The organism is Modestobacter sp. VKM Ac-2982 (assembly GCF_026967935.1).
Classification (GTDB): Bacteria; Actinomycetota; Actinomycetes; order Mycobacteriales; family Geodermatophilaceae; genus Modestobacter.
In genome coordinates, this window is record NZ_JAPVBL010000002.1 from 168,684 (window position 1) to 190,850 (window position 22,167).

Genomic DNA, 22,167 nt, shown 5'->3' on the forward strand with positions numbered 1-22,167 from the left:
GGACGGACGGCCCGCCGCCGACCCCGGGTGCGCCGTCGCGAACGAGGGAACAGATGGTCACCGAGCCGCACCCCAGGACGCCGGAAGCGCCGGCCTGGACCCGGAGCTACGCCGAGGGCGTTCCGGCCGAAGTCGAGGTCCCCCGGGAGACCGTCCCCGACCTGCTGACCTCGGCGGCGCAGCGGTTCCCCGACCGGCCGGCGCTGGAGTTCTTCGGTGCCACGACCAGCTACGCCGAGCTACGGGACGCCGTCGCCCGGGCCGCGACGGTGTTGCGCGACCTGGGGGTGCGGCAGGGTGACCGGGTGGCCCTGGTGCTGCCCAACTGCCCGCAGCACGTGGTCGCCTTCAACGCCGTCCTCCGGCTCGGAGCGGTGGTCGTCGAGCACAACCCGCTCTACACGGCTGAGGAGCTCGGCTCGCAGTTCCGCGACCACGGGGCCACCGTCGCGGTGGTCTGGAACGTCGTCGCCCCCGTCGTCCAGCAGCTGGACGCCCCGGAGCTGCGCGAGGTGCTCGCGGTCGACCTGAGCCGGGCGCTGCCGCTGGTGAAGCGGCTGGCGCTGCGGCTGCCGGTGCCCAAGGCCCGGGCCACCCGGGCGGCGATGACGAAGCCGGCCCCCGGGACGACGTCCTGGGACGCCGTGGTGGCCGACGCGACCCCGCTGGAGGAGACCCACCCGGGTCCGGCGCACGAGGACGTGGCGCTGCTGCAGTACACCGGCGGCACCACCGGCAGCCCGAAGGCCGCCGTCCTCACCCACCGGAACCTGGTCGCGAACGTCACCCAGTCCCTGGCCTGGGTGCCCCAGTTGCGGGCGGGCGAGGAGGTCCTTTACGGCGTCCTCCCGATGTTCCACGCCTACGGGGTGCTGCTCTGCCTGGCTGCGGCGGTGCGCCTGGGGGCGGTGCTGGTGCTGTTCCCGCGCTTCGACGTCGACCAGGTGCTGGCCGCAGCGAAGAAGCGGCCGCCGACGTTCTTCCCCGGCGTGCCGCCGATGTACCAACGGCTGGCCGCCGCGGCCGAGGAGCGGGGCGTGGACCTGTCGGGCACCCGGGTGGCGATCTCCGGGGCGATGCCGCTGCCGCTGGAGACCGCCGAGCTGTGGGAGCGGGTCACCGGTGGGCTGGTCGTGGAGGGCTACGGCATGACCGAGGCTTCGCCCATCGTGATCGGCAACCCGGTCGGCCCGACCCGTCGCCCCGGCACCGTCGGGCTGCCGTTCCCGTCGACCCGGATGCGGGTGGTCGACCCGGAGGACCCGACGGTCGACCGGGCACCGGGGGAGCGTGGCGAGCTACTGGTGCAGGGGCCCCAGGTGTTCTCCGGCTACTGGAACCGGCCGGAGGAGACCGCTGCCGTCCTGCTGCCCGGCGGCTGGCTGCGCACCGGCGACGTGGTCGAGGTGGACGACGACGGGTTCGTCCGGATCGTCGACCGGATCAAGGAGCTGATCATCACCGGCGGCTTCAACGTCTACCCCTCCGAGGTCGAGGAGGTGCTGAAGGCAGTCGACGGCATCACCGACGCCGCCGTCGTCGGCCTGCCCGGCAAGAACGGGGAGGACGTCGTCGCCGCGGTCGTGCTGGAGCGGGAGCTCGACCTGGACGCCGTCCGCGAGTCCATCCGTGCGTCGCTGGCCGGCTACAAGGTGCCGCGGCGGATCGTGGCGGTCGACGACCTGCCCCGCTCCCAGATCGGCAAGGTGCTCCGCCGCGATGTCCGCGACCAACTGCTCGCCGACTAGCGGAACTGGTCGGGCCGGCTGCTCCCCGAGTGGTTCGGTGAGCTTCCCGAAACCGCCCTCCCAGCGAATCGGTGCTGGTGTCCCTGAGCGGCCCACTATGGGACAGGGGTCGAGGGGTGGCTGCGATGACGTGCTGCCGTCGCTGCGACGGTCCGACGCCGGGGGGAGGCGGTGCGATGGCATGGCGGCGCAGACTGGGCCAGTGAAGCTTGAGGAGCTGCGGCGGATCGCGGACCTGCTCAGGGAGCGCAACCGCCTCGACGGCGAGATTGCGGCGCACATCGGGAGACCGATGACGTCAGGCCACCTCGGCGAGTGGATCGCTGCTGAGATCTTCGATGTGGAACTCGAGCAGTCAGCCGCCGCGGCCGCTTGGGACGGCCACTTCCAGTCCGGTCCACTCAAGGGGCGTTCGGTCAACGTGAAGTGGTATCTGCGGCGAGAGGGCATCCTCGACCTGACGTCGCCACTGATACCGGACGAGTACCTGGTGATGACCGGCCCGGCTGGTGCGGCGACGAGTTCGCTTGGCGGAACGCGGCCGTGGCGCATCGACAGCATCTACCTCTTCGATGCCGTGGGATTGCGCGACGACCTGCTCGCACGCGGCAGAAAGGTCGGCACGGCCTCGAGCGTGCGGACCGCTCTGTGGGCACAGGCTGAGATCTATCCGAAGCCGGTCAACCCGCGGTTGGTCCTCGAGGAGGACCAAGTCGAAGCGCTGAGGTTGTTCGCGCGGGCCGAGTAGCCACCGCCCGTCCCGTAGCGGTCGCTACGGGCCGGCGCACTCGGCCTGGCGCCTTCTTCGCCACGGCGGGGACTGCGTCGGTGACTTGGAGGTCAAGTGCCACTGTCCCCGACACAGGGGGCAGAGGTATGCACCTGTTGGCGCCTTCCGGCCGCGCTCAAGATGCCGTCTCCGGATCGCGGCAAGTGCCCGGAGGGCAGCAGCCTGGGACGAGTAGCAGTTCTTCGGGCAACCCGACATCGCAGTGAATCTCTCGATGTGGGGTGCTCGACCGGCTCACATCCGGCCCGGCACCGCGGCCCCAGCCTGATGGCGGGCGGCCATATCACTCCCGACGGTGCGCTCGCACGGAGCTTAGACCGGCGTCCGCAGCGGTGTCCTCGAGGCCGCCCTTTGCCCGGCCGCTGGTGTCCCTGAGCGGCCCACTATGGGACACCGCAACGGGCGCGCCTGTCCCCGGCAGCACGTCCCTGCAGCATGTGAGGTGGCCCTTTGGCTACACAGCGTTCGGACGCGCTTTCAGGTTGCACCGGGTACACCCAGACCCCTCGCGCGAAAAGTGCGCGGGACGCCACGCTTGGGCGGCACATGGCCAAGCTGTTCAGCGGATCGGAGATCCCCATGCGGACTCGGCGTCTGATCATCGTCGGAGGCATCGCCACCGTCCTAGCCCTTGGCCCCACGGTCGCCGCTTCGGCCGCGCCCGCGCCCGGCGGCTGCCAGGAGTTCGGTAACAACATCGCCTTCTTGGCTAACGAGCTCCTGCCCCAAGGTCAGTTCGGGGCCGTTACCTCCACGACCGCACGACAGCTCGGTCCAGAAGGCCTCCCGAACGTCGTCTTTTCCGAGCAAGCCGCCTGCGACTGATCGACTGATCCGCAAGCAAGTGAGCCCGGGTCTCGGGTGTGCCTTAATGCCTGGCTCAATATCGCCCGTCCTAACAAGTTGAATGCGCGTGGCCCTGAACGGCCCACTATGGGACACAAACGAGCACCTTCGGCGCTGGTCCCAGCGCCCGTCGGATCTCGTGGCCTAGCGTTCGACACGTGAGCGACTCGCCCGGCCTGCTGACCACGCTGGAGCACTACCTCAGCGTTGGCCAAAGAGACGCGAGACGGGTCTCGGTGCCTACCAGCGGGCCTACGAGCTTGCGGTCTCGAACGTGCACGCTCCGGTGCAACGGGCGCTTGAGGACTTCGGCCCAGTCACTGTTGTGACAGACGAGAACATCGGCGACATCTCATGCATCTACGAGGTTGACGGGCCGAGTTCGGCGGCGGCGCTCGTCTTCATCTCCACCGCCTTGCCTTACTCGGCGGTGATTCTTACGGAGGGACGTCGCTACAGCCGGTTCGTGTCATGGGAGAAACCAACGAGTGGGCAAGGGCAATCGTTGATTGCCTGACGGAGCGCGGCTTCTTCGTCCTCCCCGATGACGCGTGCCGGGCGAAGCGCCCAGCACCAAGTGGGCCAGGCGGGTCGACGCCCTCGTACTTCGAGGACCTCTTCGAGGACGAGTTCGGGCCGCCCGAAGACTGGTTCTGGGTGGGTGACCCAGAGGCCGCCAACGAGACGCGCAACTGTCCCTGAGGCCGCCTTCAGGGCGCACTCGCCGGGCGCGGCGCCAAGTCATCGAAGCTTGCTCACGTCACCTCACCGATGGGGTCCGGCTCAGCGCAGGGGCAGCCCGGTGGCGGTGAGCACGGCGCCGTCGGTGACCAGCTGGACGGCGGCCTCGATCTCCGGGGCCAGGTGCCGATCCGGGCCGGGGCCGGGCACCCCGGCGGCTCGGACGGCGTCCCGCACCGCGCCCGTGGCCGCGGCCGGCTGCAGCGGGGTACGCAGGTCGAGCGCCCGGGCTGCGGTGAGCACCTCGATGGCCAGCACGCGGGTCAGCCCGTCCAGCGCCCGGCGCAGCTTCCGCGCCGCGGCCCAGCCCATCGAGACGTGGTCCTCCTGCATCGCCGAGGAGGGAATCGAGTCGACGCTGGCCGGCACCGCGAGCCGCTTCAGCTCGCTGACGATCCCCGCGGCGGTGTACTGGGCGATCATGTGGCCGGAGTCGACCCCCGCGTCATGGGCGAGGAAGGGCGGGAGTCCGTGGCTGCGGGAGGCGTCCAGGAAACGGTCGGTGCGGCGCTCGCTCATGCTGGCCACGTCGGCGACCGCGATCGCCAGGAAGTCCAGCACGTAGCCGACCGGGGCGCCGTGGAAGTTGCCGTTGGACTCGACCCGTCCGTCCACCGTCACCACCGGGTTGTCGATCGCCGCGGCCAGCTCCCGCTCGGCGACCGTGGCGGCGTGCGCCGCGGTGTCCCGGGCGGCGCCGTGCACCTGCGGGGCGCAGCGCAGCGAGTAGGCGTCCTGCACCCGGGTGCACTCGGGCCCGCGGTGGCTGGCCATCACGCCGCTGCCGGCCAGCAGCGCGCGCAGGTTGGCCGCTGAGTCCGCCTGCCCGGGGTGCGGGCGGAGCCCCTGCAGGTCGGCGGCGAACACCGCGTCGCTGCCCAGCAGCGCCTCCACGCTCATCGCTGCGGCGACGTCGGCGGTGCTCAACAACCGGCGCAGGTCGGCCAGCGCGAGCACCAGCATGCCGAGCATCCCGTCGGTGCCGTTGACCAGCGCCAGGCCCTCCTTCTCCGCCAGCTGCACCGGGGTCAGCCCGGCGTCGGCCAGCGCCTCGGCGGCCGGCCGCAGCTCCCCGGCGGCGTCCCGGACGGTGCCCTCGCCCATCAGCGCCAGCGCGATCGACGACAGGGGCGCGAGGTCGCCGGAGCACCCCAGCGAGCCGTACTCGTGCACGGTCGGCGTGATCCCGGCGTCCAGCATCGCCGCGTAGCCGCGGGCCGTCTCCGGCCGGACGCCGGTGCGCCCGGTCGCCAGCGTCGACAGCCGCAGCAGCATCAGCGCCCGCACCACCTCGCGCTCCACCTCCGGGCCGGAGCCGGCGGCGTGCGAGCGGATCAGGCTGCGCTGCAGCTGGGCCCGCTGGGCGACCGGGATGTGCCGGGTGGCCAGCGCGCCGAACCCGGTGGAGACGCCGTAGTGCGGGCGGTCGTCGTCGGCCAGCCGCTCGACGACCCCGCGGGTGGCGGCGATCCCGGCCAGCGCCTCCTCGGACAGCCGCACGCCGCAGCCGTCCCGGGCCACCCGGACGACGTCGTCGAAGGAGACCGGTCCGCTGCCGACGACGACCTGCTCTGTGTCCACCGCTGTGCTCATGGGTCCATCTGACCTGGCCCGCGGCAGCGGATCCAGGCTCGTGAGCCGAGTGCTGTCCGGTATCCCAGACGTTCAGCTGGGGCGGCGGCCGTTGATCCGGCGGGTCAGCTCGCCGGCGGCCCGGGCCACCCGCTGCGCCAGCTCGGTCCGCCCCGGGGCGTCGACGTCCTCGGTGGGGAAGGTGACCGCGACCGCCGCCGCAGGCCGGCCGGCGTGGTCGTGCACCGCCGCGGCGACCGAGGCGAAGCCGGGGGTGACCTCGCCGTCCTCGTCGGCGTACCCGGCCCGGTGCACCTCGCCCAGCAGCCGGCGCAGCTCCGAGAGCCGGCGGGGACCCAGGTCGTGCCGGTCGACGAACGCGGTCGCGTCGGGGAACAGCGCCCGCACCTGGGCCGGCGGCAGACCGGCCAGCAGGGCCCGGCCGCTGGCGGTCAGCTGGGCCGGCAGCCGGACGCCGACGTCGGTCACCAGCGGCGGCCGGCCCGGGGCCCGCTGCTCGACGACGTAGAGCACCTCCCGGCCGTGCAGCACCGCCAGGTGCGCCGAGTGGCCGACCGCGTCGACGAGCCGGGCCAGCACCGGGCGGGCCAGCCGGGCCAGCGGCTCCTGGCGGGAGTAGGCGCTGCCGATCTCGAAGGCGCTCACCCCGAGCCCGTACCGGCGTTCCTCGGGCAGGTGGACGACGAAGCCGGCGTCGATCAGCTCGGCGAGCAGGTGGTACGTCGTCGACCGCGGCAGTCCGAGGTCCCGGGCGAGGGCGCCGGCGGGGACGGCGCCGGGGGAGCGGGCCAGCGCCTGGAGCAGCGCCAGCGCCTGCCGGGCGGCCGGCACCCCGCCCCGCGGCGTCCGGGGTGAGGGGACCGGCTCCGGCACCGGGGGAGCCTACGGCGCGATCGACCCCGCGCTGCCCGCGGTCAGCGGGGCCGTTCGTGCCGCAGCAGGACGACGCCGTTGCCGAAGGTGCGGGTCTCGACCAGGCGCAGGTCCATGGGCTTCTCACCAGGACCGAAGAGCAGGCGCCCGGCCCCCAGCAGGACCGGGTTCACGTAGATCCGGTACTCGTCGATGAGGTCGTGCCGCCGGAAGGCCGCGCCCAGGCGCCCCCCGCCCAGCACCAGGTCGCCCCCGGGCTGCGCCTGCAGTGCCCGCACCTCGTCGGGTACGACGTCGCGCACCAGGGTGGCGTTCGGACCCGGGGCGGTGAGGCTGCTCGAGTAGACCACCTTGGGCATCTCCCGCCAGATGCCGGCGAACTCCGCCTCGGTGGGCGAGCTGTCGGGGTCCTGGTCCGCCGCCGGCCAGTACTGCTCCATCAGCTCGTAGGTCACCCGGCCGAAGAGGAAGGCGCTCATCATGGCCAACTGCTGGTTGAAGTGGTCGTGCAGCTCCTCGTCGACGTGGTGCCAGCCGATGTCGCCGTCCGGGCCCTCGAAGTACCCGTCGAGCGACACCGCCATCTGGGCCACGACTCTGCGCATGGTGTTCTCCGTCCCGGTCGCCTGCTCTACCGGGGACAGGACCGCCGAGCAGTGCTGGACTCATCGGTCCCGGGCAGAGCGCGGCTCAGCCGCCCGAGCCGATCTCCACCCAGCCGTCGCGGAGCCGCACCGGGTGGACCGGCAGCCGCACCGCCGGGTCGTCGGGGGTGTCGAGGCAGACCCCGGTGCGCAGGTCGAACACCTGCTTGTACATCGGCGAGGCCACCGTCGGCGCGTCGCCGCGGGTACCGACGAGGCCCCGGGCGATCACGTGCGCCCCGCTCACCGGGTCGCGGTGCCCGACGGCGTGCAGCGCGCCGTCGAAGAGCCGGAACACCGCGACCTGCTGGTCGCCGACCAGCGCGGCCACCCCGCGCTCGGGCTGCAGGTCGTCGTACCGGCAGACGGTCGTCCAGCCGGCCGGGGCCGTGGTCTCGGGGGGCAGGGTCGCGGTCATCGGGAGAACACCTCCAGTCGGGGGCCGGCCACCAGGACGGCGCCGGTGGCCTCGCCGGCCGTCCGTTCCGCCGCGGTGCTCGGGCGGGGCTGACCCCGCTCCACGACGTAGGACAGCGATGGGTCGGGAGAGTCGGGGGCGTTGACGAAGGAGGCGAAGCGGCGCAACTTCTCCGGGTCCTCCAGGGTGGCGCGCCACTCGTCGGTGTAGCCCTCGACGTGGTCGGCCATCGCCGCGTCCAGGTCGGCGGCGATGCCCAGGCTGTCGTCCAGGACGACGGCGCGCACGTGGTCCAGCCCGCCCTCGATCTCCTCCAGCCACGGCGCGGTGCGCTGCAGCCGGTCGGCGGTGCGCACGTAGTAGACGAGGAAGCGGTCGATGGTGCGCACCAGCGTCTCGGTGTCCAGGTCCTCGGCCAATAGCTTCGCGTGCCGGGGGGTGAAGCCGCCGTTGCCGCCGACGTAGAGGTTCCACCCGTTGTCGGTGGCGATGACCCCGACGTCCTTGCCGCGCGCCTCGGCGCATTCCCGCGCGCAGCCGGACACCCCGAGCTTGATCTTGTGCGGGGAGCGCAGCCCGCGGTACCGGAGCTCGAGTGCGATCGCCAGGGCCACCGAGTCCTGCACGCCGTACCGGCACCAGGTCGAGCCCACGCAGGACTTCACCGTGCGCAGCGACTTGCCGTACGCGTGCCCGGACTCGAAGCCGGCGGCCACCAGCCGCTCCCAGATGGCCGGCAGCAGCTCCATCCGGGCGCCGAACAGGTCGATCCGCTGACCGCCGGTGATCTTGGTGTAGAGGCCGAAGTCGCGGGCCACCTCACCGATCGCGATCAGCCCCTCCGGCGTCACCTCCCCGCCGGGGATGCGCGGCACCACCGAGTAGGTGCCGTCCTTCTGGATGTTGGCCATCACGTGGTCGTTGGTGTCCTGCAGCGTGGCCCGCTCGCCGTCCAGCACGTGCCCGGAGTCCAGGCTGGCCAGGATGGAGGCGACCACCGGCTTGCAGATGTCGCAGCCGCGGCCGCGGCCGTGCCGGTCGACCAGCTCGCTGAAGCTGGTGATCCCGGTGACCCGGACGACGTCGAACAGCTGCGCCCGGCTGACGTCGAAGTGCTCGCACAGCGCGGAGCTGACCGTGACCCCGGCGGCGGCCAGCTCGGTGGTCACCAGCTTCTTCACCAGCGGCAGGCAGGAGCCGCAGCTCGTGCCGGCCTTGGTGCACGCCTTCACCGCGCCCAGGTCGGCGCACCCGTCGCAGCGGACGGCGTCCCGGATCGCCCCGGCGGTGACGTTGTTGCACGAGCAGACCGCGGCGTCGTCGGGCAGCTCGGCCGACGCGGGCCCGCCCTCGGCGCCCTCGGGCAGCAGCCAGGCGGCCGGGTCGCCGCCGAGCTCGCGGCCGACGAGTGGCCGCAGCCCGGCGTAGGCGCTCGCGTCGCCGACCAGGATGCCGCCGAGCAGCGTGCGCGCGTCGTCGGAGAGGACCAGTTTCTTGTAGACCCCGGCGACCGGGTCGCCGTAGACGACCGACAGTGCGCCCGGTGAGGTGCCGAACGCGTCGCCGAAGCTGGCGACGTCGACCCCGAGCAGCTTCAGCTTGGTGGACAGGTCCGCGCCGGGGAACTCGGCGGCACCGCCGAGCAGCTGGTCGGCGACGATCTCGGCCATCGTGTAGCCGGGCGCCACCAGGCCCCAGGTCCGCCCGTCCAGGCAGGCGACCTCGCCGATCGCCCACACGGCCGGGTCCTCGGTGCGGCAGCTGGGGTCGACGACCACGCCGCCGCGCGGGCCGACCGGGAGCTCGCAGGCCCGGGCCAGCTCGTCGCGCGGGCGCACACCCGCGGCGAACACGACGACGTCGACGTCCAGGTGGGTCAGCCCCGCCGCGGACCCCTCGGCGGCGTGCATCCGGGCGACCCTGCCGTCCCGACCCGCGGTCAGCTTGGCCGTCGCGGTGCCGGCGTGCACCTGGACGCCGAGCGCGCCGACCAGCCGCTGCAGCGCTTCGCCGCCGCCCTCGTCGACCTGCAGCGGCATCAGCCGGGGGGCGAACTCGACCACGTGGGTCTGCACGCCCAGGGCGGTCAGCGCGCCGGCGGCCTCCAGCCCGAGCAGCCCACCGCCGACGACGGCGCCGGTGACCGGTCGGGGGCTGCCGTCCTCCTGCCGCCGGGTGTCGACCTCGGACACGTACTGCCGGAGTGCGGCGACGTCGTCGATCGTGCGGTAGACGAAGCAGCCGGGGAGGTCCTTGCCCTCGACCGGGGGCACGAACGGCGAGGAGCCGGTGGCCAGCACCAGCGCGTCGTAGCCGTGCTCCCGGCCGCCCGCCGTCCGCACCACGCGGGCCGCGCGGTCGACCTCGGTCACCTGCTCGCCGCGGCGCAGCTGCACCCCCGGGGTGTCCCAGAGGCCCGGGTCGCCGAGCGCCAGGTCCTGCGGGTCCCGGCCGGAGAAGTACGAGGTCAGGGCGACCCGGTCGTAGGGGGCGCGCGGCTCCTCGGCCAGCACGGTCACCTGCCAGCCCCCGTCGGCCACCCCGCCCCGGTCGACGAGCGCCTCGACCAGCCGGTGGGCGACCATCCCGCCGCCGACGACGACGAGCTGACGAGGTGCGGGGGTGCTCATGCGCAGGGTGCTCCTTCGACGGCGGCGGTGCGGCGGGACGGCGGCCCACTGCCGAGCGAAGTTATGTACGAGGTGTTTCCGTCGCCGTCGCGACGCGTTACGGAGCGGGAAGGTCGAACGCACAGTGCCGACGGTGCCGGCGTGAGCCGCTCAGCCCTGCGGCCCGGACCCGAAGTCGCCGAACGGCTCACCGGCCATCGGCGCCACCGGGACCTGCCTCAGCGGCTGGCCCGCGGCGTCCAGGGTCCGCACGTCCCGGGTGCCCTCGGGGAGGGGGACGACCGTGCCGCCCCCGGTCAGCGGCAGCCGGGACAGCGTCCGGCCGGTGGCGCCGAGCACCTCGACGGCGGTCGCCTCCGGTGGCGCGGTGACGACCAGCCAGCTGCCGTCCCCGGACTGCCCGAGCCCCGGCAGGTCGACCGTGCACGTCCGGGCCACGGTCAGGGACGCCACCGGGGTGCTGCCGGCCGGGGTGACGGTGCCGCAGGCGAGGGCCCCGCCGCCGCCCCCGGCCCAGGTGGTGACGACCAGCGCACCGCCGGGGCTGCGGCCGACGACGACGGCGACGGTGCCCGGGCCCCGGCTCAGCGGCAGGGTGCCCGACCACAGCAGCTCCGGCTGCAGCCCGGCGGGCTCGACCCCCAGCGGCACCGCCAGCCCGACCAGCGCGGCGGCGACCACCCTCGCGTCGGGCTCCTGGGTCACCGGGCGGATCGGCTCCAGCACCGGGAGCGGGGTGGTGCGGCCGGGCCGGTCGCCGGGCCAGTCGACGGCCGACCGGTGCACCAGCCGCCCCTCCCGGGTGACCCGGACGCTCAGCGCCGGCCCGTCCTCGGTGGTGGTGGCCGGGACGACGGCGACACCCTCGGTTGCGTCCACCGCCGTGTAGCTGCGGGCGACGGTTCCGCGAGGGCCGACCATCAGCCGGTCGGAGACCTCGATCGTGTCGCCCCGTCCGGCGACCACCACCAGCGACGCCGGGCCCGGCCCGCCCAGCAGCAGGGTGACCGGCCGGCTGCGGGCCAGCCCGGGTGGCAGGTGCGGGACGAGCGCCTCCGCCGGGGCCCCGGCCGGCCCGATGAGCCAGGTGCCGCGGAAGTCCTCGTCGACCGTGCCGACGACCAGCGCCGCGCGCCCGGAGGGCGTGTCGCCGGCGAAGACGACCGTCCGGTCGGGGACCGGCGGCGCCACCAGCCCACCCCAGTCGGCCTGCTGCACGGCGGCGAGGAACGCGGGGTCGTCGGCGAGGGAGCCGCGGGTCGGACCGGTGAGCACGGGGGCGGCGCGGACCGACGGCCCGGCGTCGACGGCGGGGGTGGCCGGGGTCGCCGCCGCGGGGGGCTCCGGGGCCGGCCGGGTCAGCGTGCCGACCGCACCGGTGAGGACCAGGGCGGCGACCGCCGCCGCGGCGAGCACCCGTCGCCGCCGCCCGGTCCGGCGGTGCCCGACGTCGGCGACGGCCTGGGCGGTGTCCAGCCGCCACCGGCCCGGGGCCCCGGCCAGCCGGCCCAGCCCGTCGCGCAGCCGCTGGTCGTCCGTCGTCGGCTGCTCGCGCCGGAAGGGGTCCGGACGCGCGGCCGGCCGCAGCTGCGCGGCGCCCGCGGCGGCCGCCGCCTCGACCTCCGCCACGGGGCGGCCGAGCAGCGCGGCGACCGCAGCCGCCTCCAGACCCTCGGCGATGTGGAACACCGTGGCGGCCCGGGTGCGCGGAGGGAGCTCCCGCAGCGCCCGGGCCAGCTCGTCGTCCACCGACGGGGCGAGCGGATCGGGCAGCTGCTCGATGACCTGCTCGGTGCGCAGGCCCCGGCTGGTAGCGCCGGTGGCCAGGGCCCGGCGGGCGGTGGCCAGCGGATCGTCCGTGGGCCAGCCGCGCCGGGTGCGGGTCAGCGCCCGCTGCACCAGCTCCTCGGCGGTGGTCCGGTCCCCGGTCAGCAACAGCGCGGTGCGCAGCAGACCCGGACGGCGCTCGGCCACGAAACTCGCGAAGGCCGCGTCCTCGACTGCGTCGTCGTCCCGCACCGTGCGCATCCCGGGCTCAGGTCGCCGCGTAGGCCTGGGTGAGCCGGGCGAAGCCCTCGTCCAGCGACACCTGCGGGGTCCAGTGCAGCGCCTCGCGGGTACGGCGCTGGTCGAACCAGTGCGCGGTCGCCAGCTGCTCGGCGAGGAACCGGGTCAGCGGGGGCGTGTCCCGGCGCTGGGTAGCAGCCCAGAACGCCTCGACCAGACCCCCGGCGGCCCAGGCCGCTCCGAACGGCACCCGGCGGCTCGGTCCGGGGACCCCGGCGGCGCGGCACAACCGGTCGATGACCTCGGCGACCGGCCGGGGCTCGCCGTTGGAGACCACCAGCGCCTCCCCGTGCACCGGCCCGCAGGCGTCGACCGCGGCCAGCAGCGCGTCGGCGGCGTTGTCCACGTAGGTGGTGTCGATCAGCGCGGCACCCGAGCCGATCACCGGCAGCCGCCCGGCCCGGGCCCGCTCGACGATCCGCTCGACCAGCTGGGTGTCCCCGGGCCCCCAGACCAGGTGCGGCCGCACGACCAGGACGGCGAGGGCGGCGTCGTCCGCCGCCAGTGCCAGCTCCTCGGCGACGGCCTTGGAGCGGGAGTAGTTGCCGCGGGCCCGCGCCGGGTCGGCCGGTTGCGCGCCCACCCCGACCAGTGCCGAGCCGCCGTGCGCCACCGACGGCGAGGAGACGTGCACCAGCCGGCCCACCCCCGCCTGCCGGCAGGCGTCGACCACGGTGCGGGTGCCCTCGATGTTCGCCCGCGCGTACTCCGCCCACCGGCCGGTGACGTCGACCTTGGCGGCCAGGTGCACCACGGCGTCCTGTCCGGTCACCGCGCGGGCCACCACGGCCGGGTCGGCGACGTCCCCGCGCACCTCCCGGCAGGGCAGCCCGGCCGGCCGGCGCTGCAGCACGGTGACCTCGTCGCCCCGGCTCAGCAGGCCCTGCACCGTGGCCCGGCCGAGCATGCCGCTGGCCCCGGTGACCAGCACCCTCATCGGGTGCGCGCCCGCGCACCGGCGAGCGTGCGGGTCGCCTGCCGGGCCACCTCCCGCCGGTCGATCTTCGACTGGTGCCGGATGTCGACCGGCAGCCGGCCGGTGACCAGGACGGCGGCGACCTCGGTTCCGACAGCCGCGCGGACGGCGTCGGCCAGGGCGGGGCCGGCGAGCTCGAACCCGGCCCGGCGGCGCACGCCGTCGGCCGGGACGACGACGACCACCACGACCTGGGCGCCGGCCGGCCCCACGCCGACCACGGCAGCGGAGGAGACCCCGGCCAGCAGCTCCACCCGCTGCTCGACGCCGACCGGCGTCACCACCCCGGAAGCGGTGGTGACCGCGTGCGGCAGCCGGCCCTCGACCCACAGCCGGCCCTCGGCATCCAGGTGCCCGACGTCGCCGGTCCGGTGCCAGCCCGGGTCGCGGGACGCGGCGCGCTCGGTGGCCCACAGCGCGTCGTAGCGGTCCTTGACGTGCGCGGCCCGGACGGCGATCTCGCCGGTCGTGCCGACGGTGTCGGTGAGCTCGCCGTCGGCCGCCCCGGTGGCCGACAGCGGGCTGACCCGAACCTCGACGCCGGGCAGCGGACGGCCGACGCAGACCCCGTTCCCGGGCCCGGCCGCCTCGATCTCGGTCGCGCAGACGTCGGTGACCGGCAGCGCCTCGGTCATCCCGTACGGGGTGTGCGCGGCGGCCGCGGGCAGCACCTGGCGCAGCTCCCGGAGCAGCGGCAGCGGCACCGGTGCCCCGGCCGACATGAGCAGGCGCACCCGGCCCAGCGCGGTCCGCTGCGGCCCGGTCAGCTCACCGGCGGTGGCGACGACCCGGCGCAGCGCGGCCGGTGAGGCGAACACCACCGTCCCGTCGATCGCGGCCGCGGCGTCGGCGAGCGCGGCGGCGGTCAGCGACCCGGGTGCGGTCACGTCGACGTCGGGCACCGCGGAGCCGATGCCGAGGGCCGGGCCGAAGAGGGCGAACGGCGGGAACCCGGCGACCAGCCGGTCGTCGGGGGACAGCCCGTAGGTGGCACCGACCAGGTCCAGCTGGGCCATCGCCTGGCGCCGGGTGTAGACGACGCCCTTGGCCGGTCCGGTGGCGCCGGAGGTGAACAGGACGGCGCAGTCGGTGTCCAGGTCGGACTCCGGCGGCGCGGGCGCGGTGCTGCCCGCACGCTCCAGCTCCGGCAGCGTGTGCGCCACCCCCAAGGCGCGCGCCGCGGCCGCGGGCAGCGCGGTGGCCGCGATGCGGGTGGCGTCCAGCCGCATCGCGCGGGCAGCCGCCAGCCCGGGGGCACCGCCGACGACCGCGTCGACCCGGGCGCTGTGCAGCGCCCGGCGCATGCCGCGCAGGCCCAGGCCCTTGTCGGCCACGACGATGACCGCACCGGCCCGCCAGACGGCGTAGACCGCAGCGGTGAGGTCCACCGAGGGCTCGACGAGCAGCGCGACCCGCTGCCCGGGGCCGATACCGGCGGCGGTCAGCCCGGCGGCCAGGTGCTCGACCCGGCGGTGCAGCTGCGCCCAGCTCACCGTGGCGCCGCCGACCTCCACCACGGCGGGGGAGTGGTCACCGGCCCGGTCGGCCAGCGCCGAGCCGAGGCCGCGCTGCTGGGCGCCGGTGCTGCGCGGCCGGTCGGTGGGGGGCCGCCCGGTGGCCAGGTCGGTGACCCACTGGGCGACGGCGTCGGCGTACTGCGGGGCGTCCTCGGGCAGCAGGTGCGAGGCGCCCTCGTAGCGGTGCAGCTGCGCGTGGGGGAGCCGCTCGCGCAGGTCGGCCAGGTAGCGCTCGCCGAAGACCGGGTCGCGGGGGCCCCAGAGCAGCAGCGCCGGGACGTCGAGGGAACGGATGCCCTCGGCGATCTCCTCCTGCGCGGCCCGAGAGGGGTGTCCGGGGGAGAACGGGATGTCGGCCACGAAGTCGCCGACCGACCGCCGGCGGGCCGCCGTCCGGTAGGGCGCGGCGAAGGCGTCCCGGACGTCGGCCGGCAGCCTCGGGGAGGACAGCGCCGTCGTCGCCCGGACGAACAGCGGCGTGCCCACGGTGGCCACCGACCGGACCCCGGGGGCGTGCGCCAGCCGGATCACCGCCGGACCGAGGTCGCCCTCGGGCATGGAGACGGCGGTGTTGCCCAGGACGACGCCCCGCAGCTGCTCCTGGTGGGCCAGCGCCCAGCCCAGCGAGATGACCCCGCCCCAGTCGTGCCCGACGGTGATCACCGGGCCGGTGACCCCCAGCGCGGCGGTCAGGTCACCGAGGTCGGCGACCCGCTGCGTCAGCGGCCGTGGCCCGGGGAGCCGCTCCGAGAAGCCCATGCCCAGCTGGTCGGGGGCGATCACCCGCCACCCGGGCGGGGCGGCGGCGACCAGCCGGCGCCAGAGGTAGGACCAGGTCGGGTTGCCGTGCACGCAGAGCAACGTGCCCACCGGGTCGGGGACGCCGTTGTCCAGCAGGTGCCACTCGTGCTTCGTGCCGGTGGCGTCGGCGACGGTGAGCCGGCGGGACCAGGCCGGATCGAGCCCGGGCAGGTCGGCGGGGAGGTCGGTCGGGACGCTCACCAGGCGATCTCGAGGCAGGAGGCGTTGAGGCCCGAGCCGATGCCCATCAGCAGGACCCGGTCGCCGTCGACCAGTTCGTGCTGCGCGCTGGCCAGGGTGTAGGGCACCGAGGCCGGGCCCAGGTTGCCGCGGGTCGGGAAGGTCTTCGGCACCCGTGACTCGTCGATGCCGAAGCGCTCGCACATGGCGGCGGTGTGCACCTTGGACACCTGGTGGATCACGTAGCGGTCCATGCCGCGCTGCCAGTCGAAGTCCGCGGCGGCCTCCTCCCACATGTCCATCGACAGGTCCAGGCCGGCTTCCAGCAGGCCCTTGAGGTCGGTGCGCATCTCGTCGTTGTCACCGACGCACAGGTCGTGGTGCTCGGTGCCGGCCCGGCTGACCGAACCGACCAGCCGGTGGCCCTCCGGGTGCTGGTCGGACCGGCCGAGGACCATGGCGACGGCCCCAGAGCCCAGGGTCAGCGTCGCGAACTGGGCGATCACGTCCCGGGCGGTCGTGCCGGGCTGGTTGAGCCGGTCGATGGTCCGGTCCTGCACGGTCTGGGCGTCCTCGCCGTTGACGATCACGGCGTGCTCGATCATGCCGGAGTCGATCATCGCCGCGGCCAGCTCCATGCCGTTGACGAAGCCGAGGCAGGCGTTGGTGACGTCGAAGTTCTGCGCCGAGCGGGGGAGCCCGAGCGCGTGGTGGACGGCGACGGCCGTCGAGGGCTCCAGGTGCCGGCGGCTGACCGAGGTGTTGATCATCAGGCCGATGCCGGCCGGGTCGACGCCGCTCTCGCTGATCGCCTTGGCACCGGCCATGGCGGCGCCGTCGGTGAAGGTGACGCCGTCCTCCCACCACCGGCGCTCGCGGATGCCGGCCAGCCGTTCGAGCAGGCCAGGGCGCAGCCCGACCCGCTTGTAGGTGTCGGCGAGCCGCTCGTCGATGGCGTCGGAGGTGACGACGTGGGAGGCATCGGCCGTCTGCACGGTCAGGATGCTGGTGTTGCTGAAGCGGTGCGTCGCGTTTCCACTCATGGGCGGGGTCCAGTCCTCGAGAAGGGCCGACTCTTCCATGTGTGTCGCCGGCGTTCCGTTGGGCACTACCCGACGAGGACACCGGTATGCCGTCCGGTGTTCACCCGCGGCACAGCTCACACAGCGTCCCAGGGCGTGCTCAGAACCGGACGGGCAGCTCGTCCAGGCCGTAGACGAAGGACAGCTCGCGGAAGGACAGCTCCTGCTGCGGCACGGCCAGCGCCAGGTCGGGGAAGCGGCGGAGCAAGGCCGGCAGCACGACCCGCAGCTCCATCCGGGCCAGCTCGGCGCCGATGCACCGGTGGATGCCGTGGCCGAAGGCCAGGTGGCCGGAGGTCGGCTGCCGCCGGGGGTCGAAGACCTCCGGCTCGGCGCCGGCCGACCGGGGGTCACGGTTCGCGCCGCTGAGCGAGGCCAGCACGACGTCCCCGGCCTTCAGGGGCACGCCGAACAGGTCCAGGTCGTGCTTGGCGAAGCGGGGGAACGCCATCTGCACCACCGACAGGTGGCGCAGCAGCTCCTCGACCACCCGGTCGACGTCCGCGCGGGAGCCGTCGCGCACCAGGGCGGCGTGCGCCGGGTCCCGCAGCAGCACCATCGTGCTCAGCGAGATCATCCCGGCGGTGGTCTCGTAGCCGCCGGTGAAGACCCCGTCGGCCAGCCCGGCGAGGTCGACGTCGGAGATCCGGTCACCCTCGTCCCGGATGATCTGGCCGATCAGCCCCGGCCCGGGCTCCACGCGCTGCCGGGCGACGGCGTCGAAGAGGAACTCGCGCTGTGCCGAGACGGCGCCGAAGGCCGCGGCGGCGCCCGCCGTGGCGTCGAAGCGCTGGACGCCGAGCCGGGCGAAGGCGTCCCGGTCCTCCAGCTCCAGGCCCAGCAGCGCACAGATGGTCTGGAACGGCACCGGGAAGGAGACCAGCCTGGACAGGTCGGCCGGGGACCCGGCGGCGGCCAGCGCATCGAGCCGCTGCGCCACGATCGTCTCGATCATCGGCTCGAGCCGGGCCAGCCGGCGCATCGTGAACTCCGGCGTGATGATCTTGCGCAGCCGGGTGTGCAGCGGCGGGTCGGTGAAGCCCAGGCCCCCGACCTCGTCCGCGCTGCTCGGCCCGGCGCCCGGCAGCAGGTGCCGGATGTCGTTGCTCCAGCTGTCCCGGTCGGCCAGCACCGCCCGGACGTGCTCGGCGCCGGTCACCAGGTACACGGAGAAGGCGAACGGCAGCTTCAGCCGGTGCACCGGGTCGTCCTCCCGCAGCTGGGCCAGCCGGGGGACGGGGTCGATGCCGTGCCGCTGGAGCGGCACCTTGGTCCGCTCGGGGATGAAGGTCAGGCTGGACAGGTCGATGCCGCGCTTCTGGATGCGCCGCGCCAGCAGCTTGCCGGTCCAGGCCCGGGCCCGGGCGCGCACCCCGGGACCACCCCGCGCGCCGACGGGCTGCCGCGGACCGGGGACGGGGTACCTGGACAGGGCGGCGGTGCGGGGTGCGGGGTCGGTGACCCCTCCCGCTGGTTCGTGGTCGATGGGGTCTTCGTACTGCAGGACGCCGTTCGTGATCAAGGCCGCCACGCGCCGTCGGTGCAGCGTTCACCTGGCGGTCCCCACCGCCCGGCGCGCGGGCCGGTGGGTTTGCCCGGCCGGGACGGCCGGGCACCAGCGGCCCCATGGACGCCGAGATCACCCTGCGGGTCGACGGCGAGGCGCACCGCCTCACCGTCGACACCCGGACCTCCCTGCTGGACGCCTTGCGCGAGCGGCTGGGCAACACCAGCCCGAAGAAGGGCTGCGACCACGGCCAGTGCGGCGCCTGCACCGTGCTGCTGGACGGCGACCGTGCGCTGACCTGCCTCGCCCTGGCGGTGGCGCACGACGGGGCGGAGGTCACCACGGCCGACGGCCTGGCCCCGGCCGGGGAGCTGCACCCGGTGCAGCAGGCGTTCCTGGACTTCGACGCGTTCCAGTGCGGCTACTGCACCCCCGGGCAGGTCTGCTCGGCGGTCGGGGTGCTGGCGGAGTTCGAGCGCGGCTGGCCCAGCCACGTCACCGAGGACCTCACCGGCCGGCCGGAGATGAGCCACGACGAGGTGGCCGAGCGGATGAGCGGCAACCTCTGCCGCTGCGCCGCCTACGTGAACATCACCCCCGCGGTGCAGCAGGCCGGCGGTGCCCGGTGAAGCCGTTCGCCTACGCCCGCCCCGGCGACGTCGCCGAGGCCGTGCGGGACGTCGCCGCCGAGCCGCGCGCGGTCTTCCTGGCCGGGGGCACCAACCTGGTCGACCACCTCCGGCTCGGCGTGGCCCGGCCCGACCTGGTGGTCGACGTCCGCACGCTGACCTCCCGCGAGGTGACCGACCTCCCGGACGGCGGGCTGCGGCTGGGCGCGGCCTCGACCAACAGCCAGGTCGCCGCCGACCCGCGCGTCCGGGAGCGGTGGCCCGTGCTGGCCCAGGCGCTGCTGGCCGGGGCGACCGGGCAGCTGCGCAACATGGCGACCACGGGCGGCAACCCGCTGCAGCGCACCCGCTGTGTGTACTTCCAGGACGTGACCACCCCGTGCAACAAGCGGGAGCCGGGCAGCGGGTGCAGCGCGGTCGGGGGCTACACCCGCTACCACGCCGTCCTCGGGACGCCGGGTGCGCTGCCGGACGCGAATGCGCCCGAGACCTGCATCGCCACCCACCCCTCGGACATGGCGGTGGCGCTGGCCGCCCTCGACGCGCAGGTGCAGGTGCTCGGCCCGGCGGGGGAGCGCACCGTCCCGTTTCCCGAGCTGCACCGGCTGCCCGGCGACGACCCGTCCCGGGACACCGTGCTGGAGCACGGCGAGCTGATCACCGCCATCGACCTGCCCGCCCTGCCGGTCGGCACCCGGTCGGCCTACCGCAAGGTCCGCGACCGGGCCTCCTACGCCTTCGCGCTGGTCTCGGTGGCCGCCGTCGTCACGCCGGACGGCGAGCTCCGACTGGCCCTCGGCGGGGTGGCGCACAAGCCGTGGCGGGCCACCCGGGCCGAGGAGGTGCTCCGCGGGCAGCAGCTGACCGAGGACGCCGTCCGGGCCGCGATCGCCGCCGAGCTGGCGGCCGCCCAGCCGCAGCCGGGGATCGACAGCGGCAACGGCTTCAAGATCCCGCTCGTGGCCCGCACCGTGCTCGCCACCGTGCGCGGCCTCCTCCCGGAGGAGCAGTCATGACCGACCTGCTGGAACCGCGCGCCATCGGCCAGGACCTGGTGCGCCGGGACGGCGAGCTCAAGGTCCGCGGCACCGCCACCTACGCCTACGAGACCCCCGTCGAGCACCCGGCGTACGCCCATCCGGTGCAGGCCACGATCGCCCGGGGCCGGGTCACCGCGATGGACACCGCCGCGGCCGAGGCCCTGGACGGGGTGCTGGCCGTGCTCACCCCGTTCAACGCCGAGCGGCTCGCCTCCACGGAAGACGCCGAGTACGCCGTCCTGCAGGGGCAGGACGTCGGCTTCCGCGGGCAGCTGATCGGGGTGGTGGTCGCCGAGACCTCCGAGCTGGCCCGGGAGGTGGCCGACGGCATCACGGTCCGCTACGAGGAGCAGCCGCACGACGCGGAGCTGTCCGCCGACCGGCCGGACCTGTACGCCCCGGAGCAGGTGAACGCCGGGCACGAGACCGACACCGCCGAGGGCGACGTCGCCGCTGCCATGGCCGCCGCCGAGATGACGCTGGAGCGCACCTACTCGACCGCGATGTACCACAACAACCCGCTCGAGCCGCACGCCACGACGGCGCTGTGGGAGCCGGCCGGCGACGGGTTCCTGACGCTGTGGGACTCCACCCAGGGCGTGCACCCCGACCGGGCCGCGGTGTGCCAGGTCTTCGGGCTGGAGCAGGAGCAGGTGCGGGTCGTCTGTCCCTACGTCGGCGGCGGGTTCGGCTCCAAGGGGCTGCCGCACGCCAACGTGATGCTCACCGCGCTGGCCGCCCGGGCGCTGCCCGGCCGGCCGGTGAAGCTGGCGCTCACCCGCCAGCAGATGTTCTTCCTGGCCGGCTACCGCACCCCGACCATCCAGCGGATGCAGCTGGCCGCCGACTCCCGCGGGCGGCTGTCCGCGATCGCCATCGACGTGGTCGAGCAGACCTCGAAGGTCAAGGAGTTCGCCGAGCAGACCGGCGTGCCCACCCGGATGATGTACGCCTCGCCGAACCGGCGGTCCACCCACCGGCTCGCCGCCCTCGACGTGCCGATCCCGTCGTGGATGCGCGCGCCGGGGGAGTGCCCGGGCATGTTCGGCCCCGAGGTCGCGATGGACGAGCTGGCCGAGGAGCTCGGCATCGACCCGATCGAGCTGCGCGTCCGCAACGAGCCGGAGGTCGACCCGGAGACCGGGAAGCCGTGGTCCAGCCGGAACCTGGTGCGGTGCCTGCGCGAGGGCGCCGAGCGGTTCGGCTGGTCCGGGCCGCGGGCGCACCGGGACGGCGACTGGCTGGTGGGCACCGGGGTCGCCTCCTCGGTCTACCCGACCATGCGGCAGGCCACCTCGACGGCGAACCTGCGCTACGAGGACGGCCGGTACGTCGCCGAGATCGGCGCCGCGGACCTCGGCACCGGGGCCTGGACGATCCTGCCGCAGATCACCGCCGACGCCCTGGGCGTCGACGTCGCCGACGTCGACGTGCGGATCGGCGACACCCGCTACCCGGTCGCCTCGGTCGCCGGCGGCTCCTCGGGCACCAACACCTGGGGCTCGGCGCTGGTGGTGGCGGCCCGCGAGTTCCGCACCAAGTTCGGCGCCGACCCGAGGGACGGCGACGAGGCCAGCGGGGACGTCGACCAGGCCGGGCAGGACGACACCCACGCCCCGTACGCGTTCGGCGCCCAGTTCGTCGAGGCCCGGGTCAACGCCGACACCGGGGAGGTCCGGGTGCCCCGGCTGCTCGGCGTCTTCGGCGTCGGCCGGGTGATCAACCCGCGGACCGCGCGCTCGCAGCTGATCGGCGGGATGACCATGGGGCTGTCGATGGCGCTGCACGAGAACAGCGCCTGGGACCCGCGGGTGGGGCAGGTGGCCAACCACGACCTGGCCGAGTACCACATCACGGTCAACGCCGACGTCGGCGAGGTCGAGGCCCACTGGATCGACGAGCACGACCCGTACGTGAACGCCATGGGGTCCAAGGGGATCGGCGAGATCGGCATCGTCGGCACGGCGGCGGCGGTGGTCAACGCCGTCCACGCCGCCACGGGCGTGCGCGTCCGGCACCTGCCGGTCACCCTGGACAAGCTGCTGACCGCCCTGCCGTGACCGATCCCGCGGGTCGGCGGCGCTG

General features: G+C 74.6%; 17 protein-coding genes. 7 read left to right on the forward strand and 10 right to left on the reverse strand.

The features are described from left to right. Window positions 1-53 precede the first annotated feature (53 nt). From O2W20_RS07780 to O2W20_RS07795, 4 genes are all read left to right on the forward strand, one after another. Entirely contained in the window at window positions 54-1,748 is a 1,695-nt protein-coding gene (locus tag O2W20_RS07780) for a long-chain-fatty-acid--CoA ligase (RefSeq protein WP_269173211.1), read from the forward strand. 202 nt (window positions 1,749-1,950) lie between these two features. After that, the gene (locus O2W20_RS07785) at window positions 1,951-2,496 is read left to right on the forward strand and encodes a hypothetical protein (protein WP_269173210.1); all 546 of its coding nucleotides are present in this window, start codon (window positions 1,951-1,953) and stop codon (window positions 2,494-2,496) included. A 588-nt stretch (window positions 2,497-3,084) separates the two neighbouring features. Then, window positions 3,085-3,363, forward strand: a complete 279-nt coding sequence (locus tag O2W20_RS07790) for a hypothetical protein (protein ID WP_269173209.1) — start codon at window positions 3,085-3,087, stop codon at window positions 3,361-3,363. Between the two features lie 295 nt (window positions 3,364-3,658). Next, window positions 3,659-3,901, forward strand: coding sequence for a hypothetical protein (locus O2W20_RS07795; protein ID WP_269173208.1), 243 nt, complete (start codon window positions 3,659-3,661; stop codon window positions 3,899-3,901). A 266-nt stretch (window positions 3,902-4,167) separates the two neighbouring features. On the opposite strand, the gene hutH is transcribed toward O2W20_RS07795, so the two are convergent. From hutH to O2W20_RS07845, 10 genes are all read right to left on the reverse strand, one after another. Further along, on the reverse strand, window positions 4,168-5,718 hold the full coding sequence (hutH, locus tag O2W20_RS07800) for a histidine ammonia-lyase (RefSeq protein ID WP_269173207.1): 1,551 nt from the start codon (window positions 5,716-5,718) through the stop codon (window positions 4,168-4,170). A gap of 72 nt (window positions 5,719-5,790) precedes the next feature. Continuing rightward, window positions 5,791-6,591 carry an IclR family transcriptional regulator gene (locus O2W20_RS07805; protein ID WP_269173206.1) on the reverse strand — a complete coding sequence of 267 codons (801 nt, stop codon included), beginning with the start codon at window positions 6,589-6,591 and terminating at the stop codon, window positions 5,791-5,793. A gap of 41 nt (window positions 6,592-6,632) precedes the next feature. Then, window positions 6,633-7,196 (reverse strand): dihydrofolate reductase family protein, encoded by a 564-nt coding sequence (locus O2W20_RS07810; RefSeq protein WP_269173205.1) that lies wholly within the window; start codon window positions 7,194-7,196, stop codon window positions 6,633-6,635. A gap of 85 nt (window positions 7,197-7,281) precedes the next feature. Then, window positions 7,282-7,653, reverse strand: coding sequence for a nitrite reductase small subunit NirD (nirD, locus tag O2W20_RS07815; RefSeq protein ID WP_269173204.1), 372 nt, complete (start codon window positions 7,651-7,653; stop codon window positions 7,282-7,284). Further along, entirely contained in the window at window positions 7,650-10,283 is a 2,634-nt protein-coding gene (gene nirB, locus O2W20_RS07820) for a nitrite reductase large subunit NirB (protein ID WP_269173203.1), read from the reverse strand. The genes nirD and nirB overlap by 4 nt, the downstream gene beginning before the upstream one ends. Before the next feature lie 150 nt (window positions 10,284-10,433). After that, complete coding sequence (locus O2W20_RS07825) at window positions 10,434-12,311, reverse strand: hypothetical protein (protein WP_269173202.1); 1,878 nt, start codon at window positions 12,309-12,311, stop codon at window positions 10,434-10,436. Between the two features lie 7 nt (window positions 12,312-12,318). Further along, window positions 12,319-13,287, reverse strand: a complete 969-nt coding sequence (locus tag O2W20_RS07830) for an NAD-dependent epimerase/dehydratase family protein (protein WP_269173201.1) — start codon at window positions 13,285-13,287, stop codon at window positions 12,319-12,321. Then, window positions 13,284-15,845 (reverse strand): alpha/beta fold hydrolase, encoded by a 2,562-nt coding sequence (locus O2W20_RS07835; protein ID WP_269173200.1) that lies wholly within the window; start codon window positions 15,843-15,845, stop codon window positions 13,284-13,286. The genes O2W20_RS07830 and O2W20_RS07835 overlap by 4 nt, the downstream gene beginning before the upstream one ends. After that, a complete protein-coding gene (locus tag O2W20_RS07840; RefSeq protein ID WP_269173199.1) occupies window positions 15,842-16,867 on the reverse strand; it encodes a 3-oxoacyl-ACP synthase III in 1,026 nt (341 codons plus the stop codon). Before O2W20_RS07840 ends, O2W20_RS07835 begins: the two co-directional genes overlap by 4 nt. Before the next feature lie 139 nt (window positions 16,868-17,006). After that, entirely contained in the window at window positions 17,007-18,437 is a 1,431-nt protein-coding gene (locus O2W20_RS07845; protein ID WP_269173198.1) for a cytochrome P450, read from the reverse strand. Window positions 18,438-18,532: 95 nt separating this feature from the next. Between O2W20_RS07845 and O2W20_RS07850 the strand changes: the two genes are divergently transcribed. From O2W20_RS07850 to O2W20_RS07860, 3 genes are read left to right on the forward strand one after another with little or no spacing between them, the layout of a single operon-like run. Beyond that, window positions 18,533-19,042 carry a 2Fe-2S iron-sulfur cluster-binding protein gene (locus O2W20_RS07850; RefSeq protein WP_269173197.1) on the forward strand — a complete coding sequence of 170 codons (510 nt, stop codon included), beginning with the start codon at window positions 18,533-18,535 and terminating at the stop codon, window positions 19,040-19,042. Further along, entirely contained in the window at window positions 19,039-20,058 is a 1,020-nt protein-coding gene (locus tag O2W20_RS07855) for an FAD binding domain-containing protein (protein ID WP_269173196.1), read from the forward strand. Before O2W20_RS07850 ends, O2W20_RS07855 begins: the two co-directional genes overlap by 4 nt. Beyond that, window positions 20,055-22,142: a xanthine dehydrogenase family protein molybdopterin-binding subunit gene (locus O2W20_RS07860; protein ID WP_269173195.1), complete on the forward strand. Its 2,088-nt coding sequence runs from the start codon at window positions 20,055-20,057 to the stop codon at window positions 22,140-22,142. Before O2W20_RS07855 ends, O2W20_RS07860 begins: the two co-directional genes overlap by 4 nt. Window positions 22,143-22,167 lie beyond the last annotated feature (25 nt).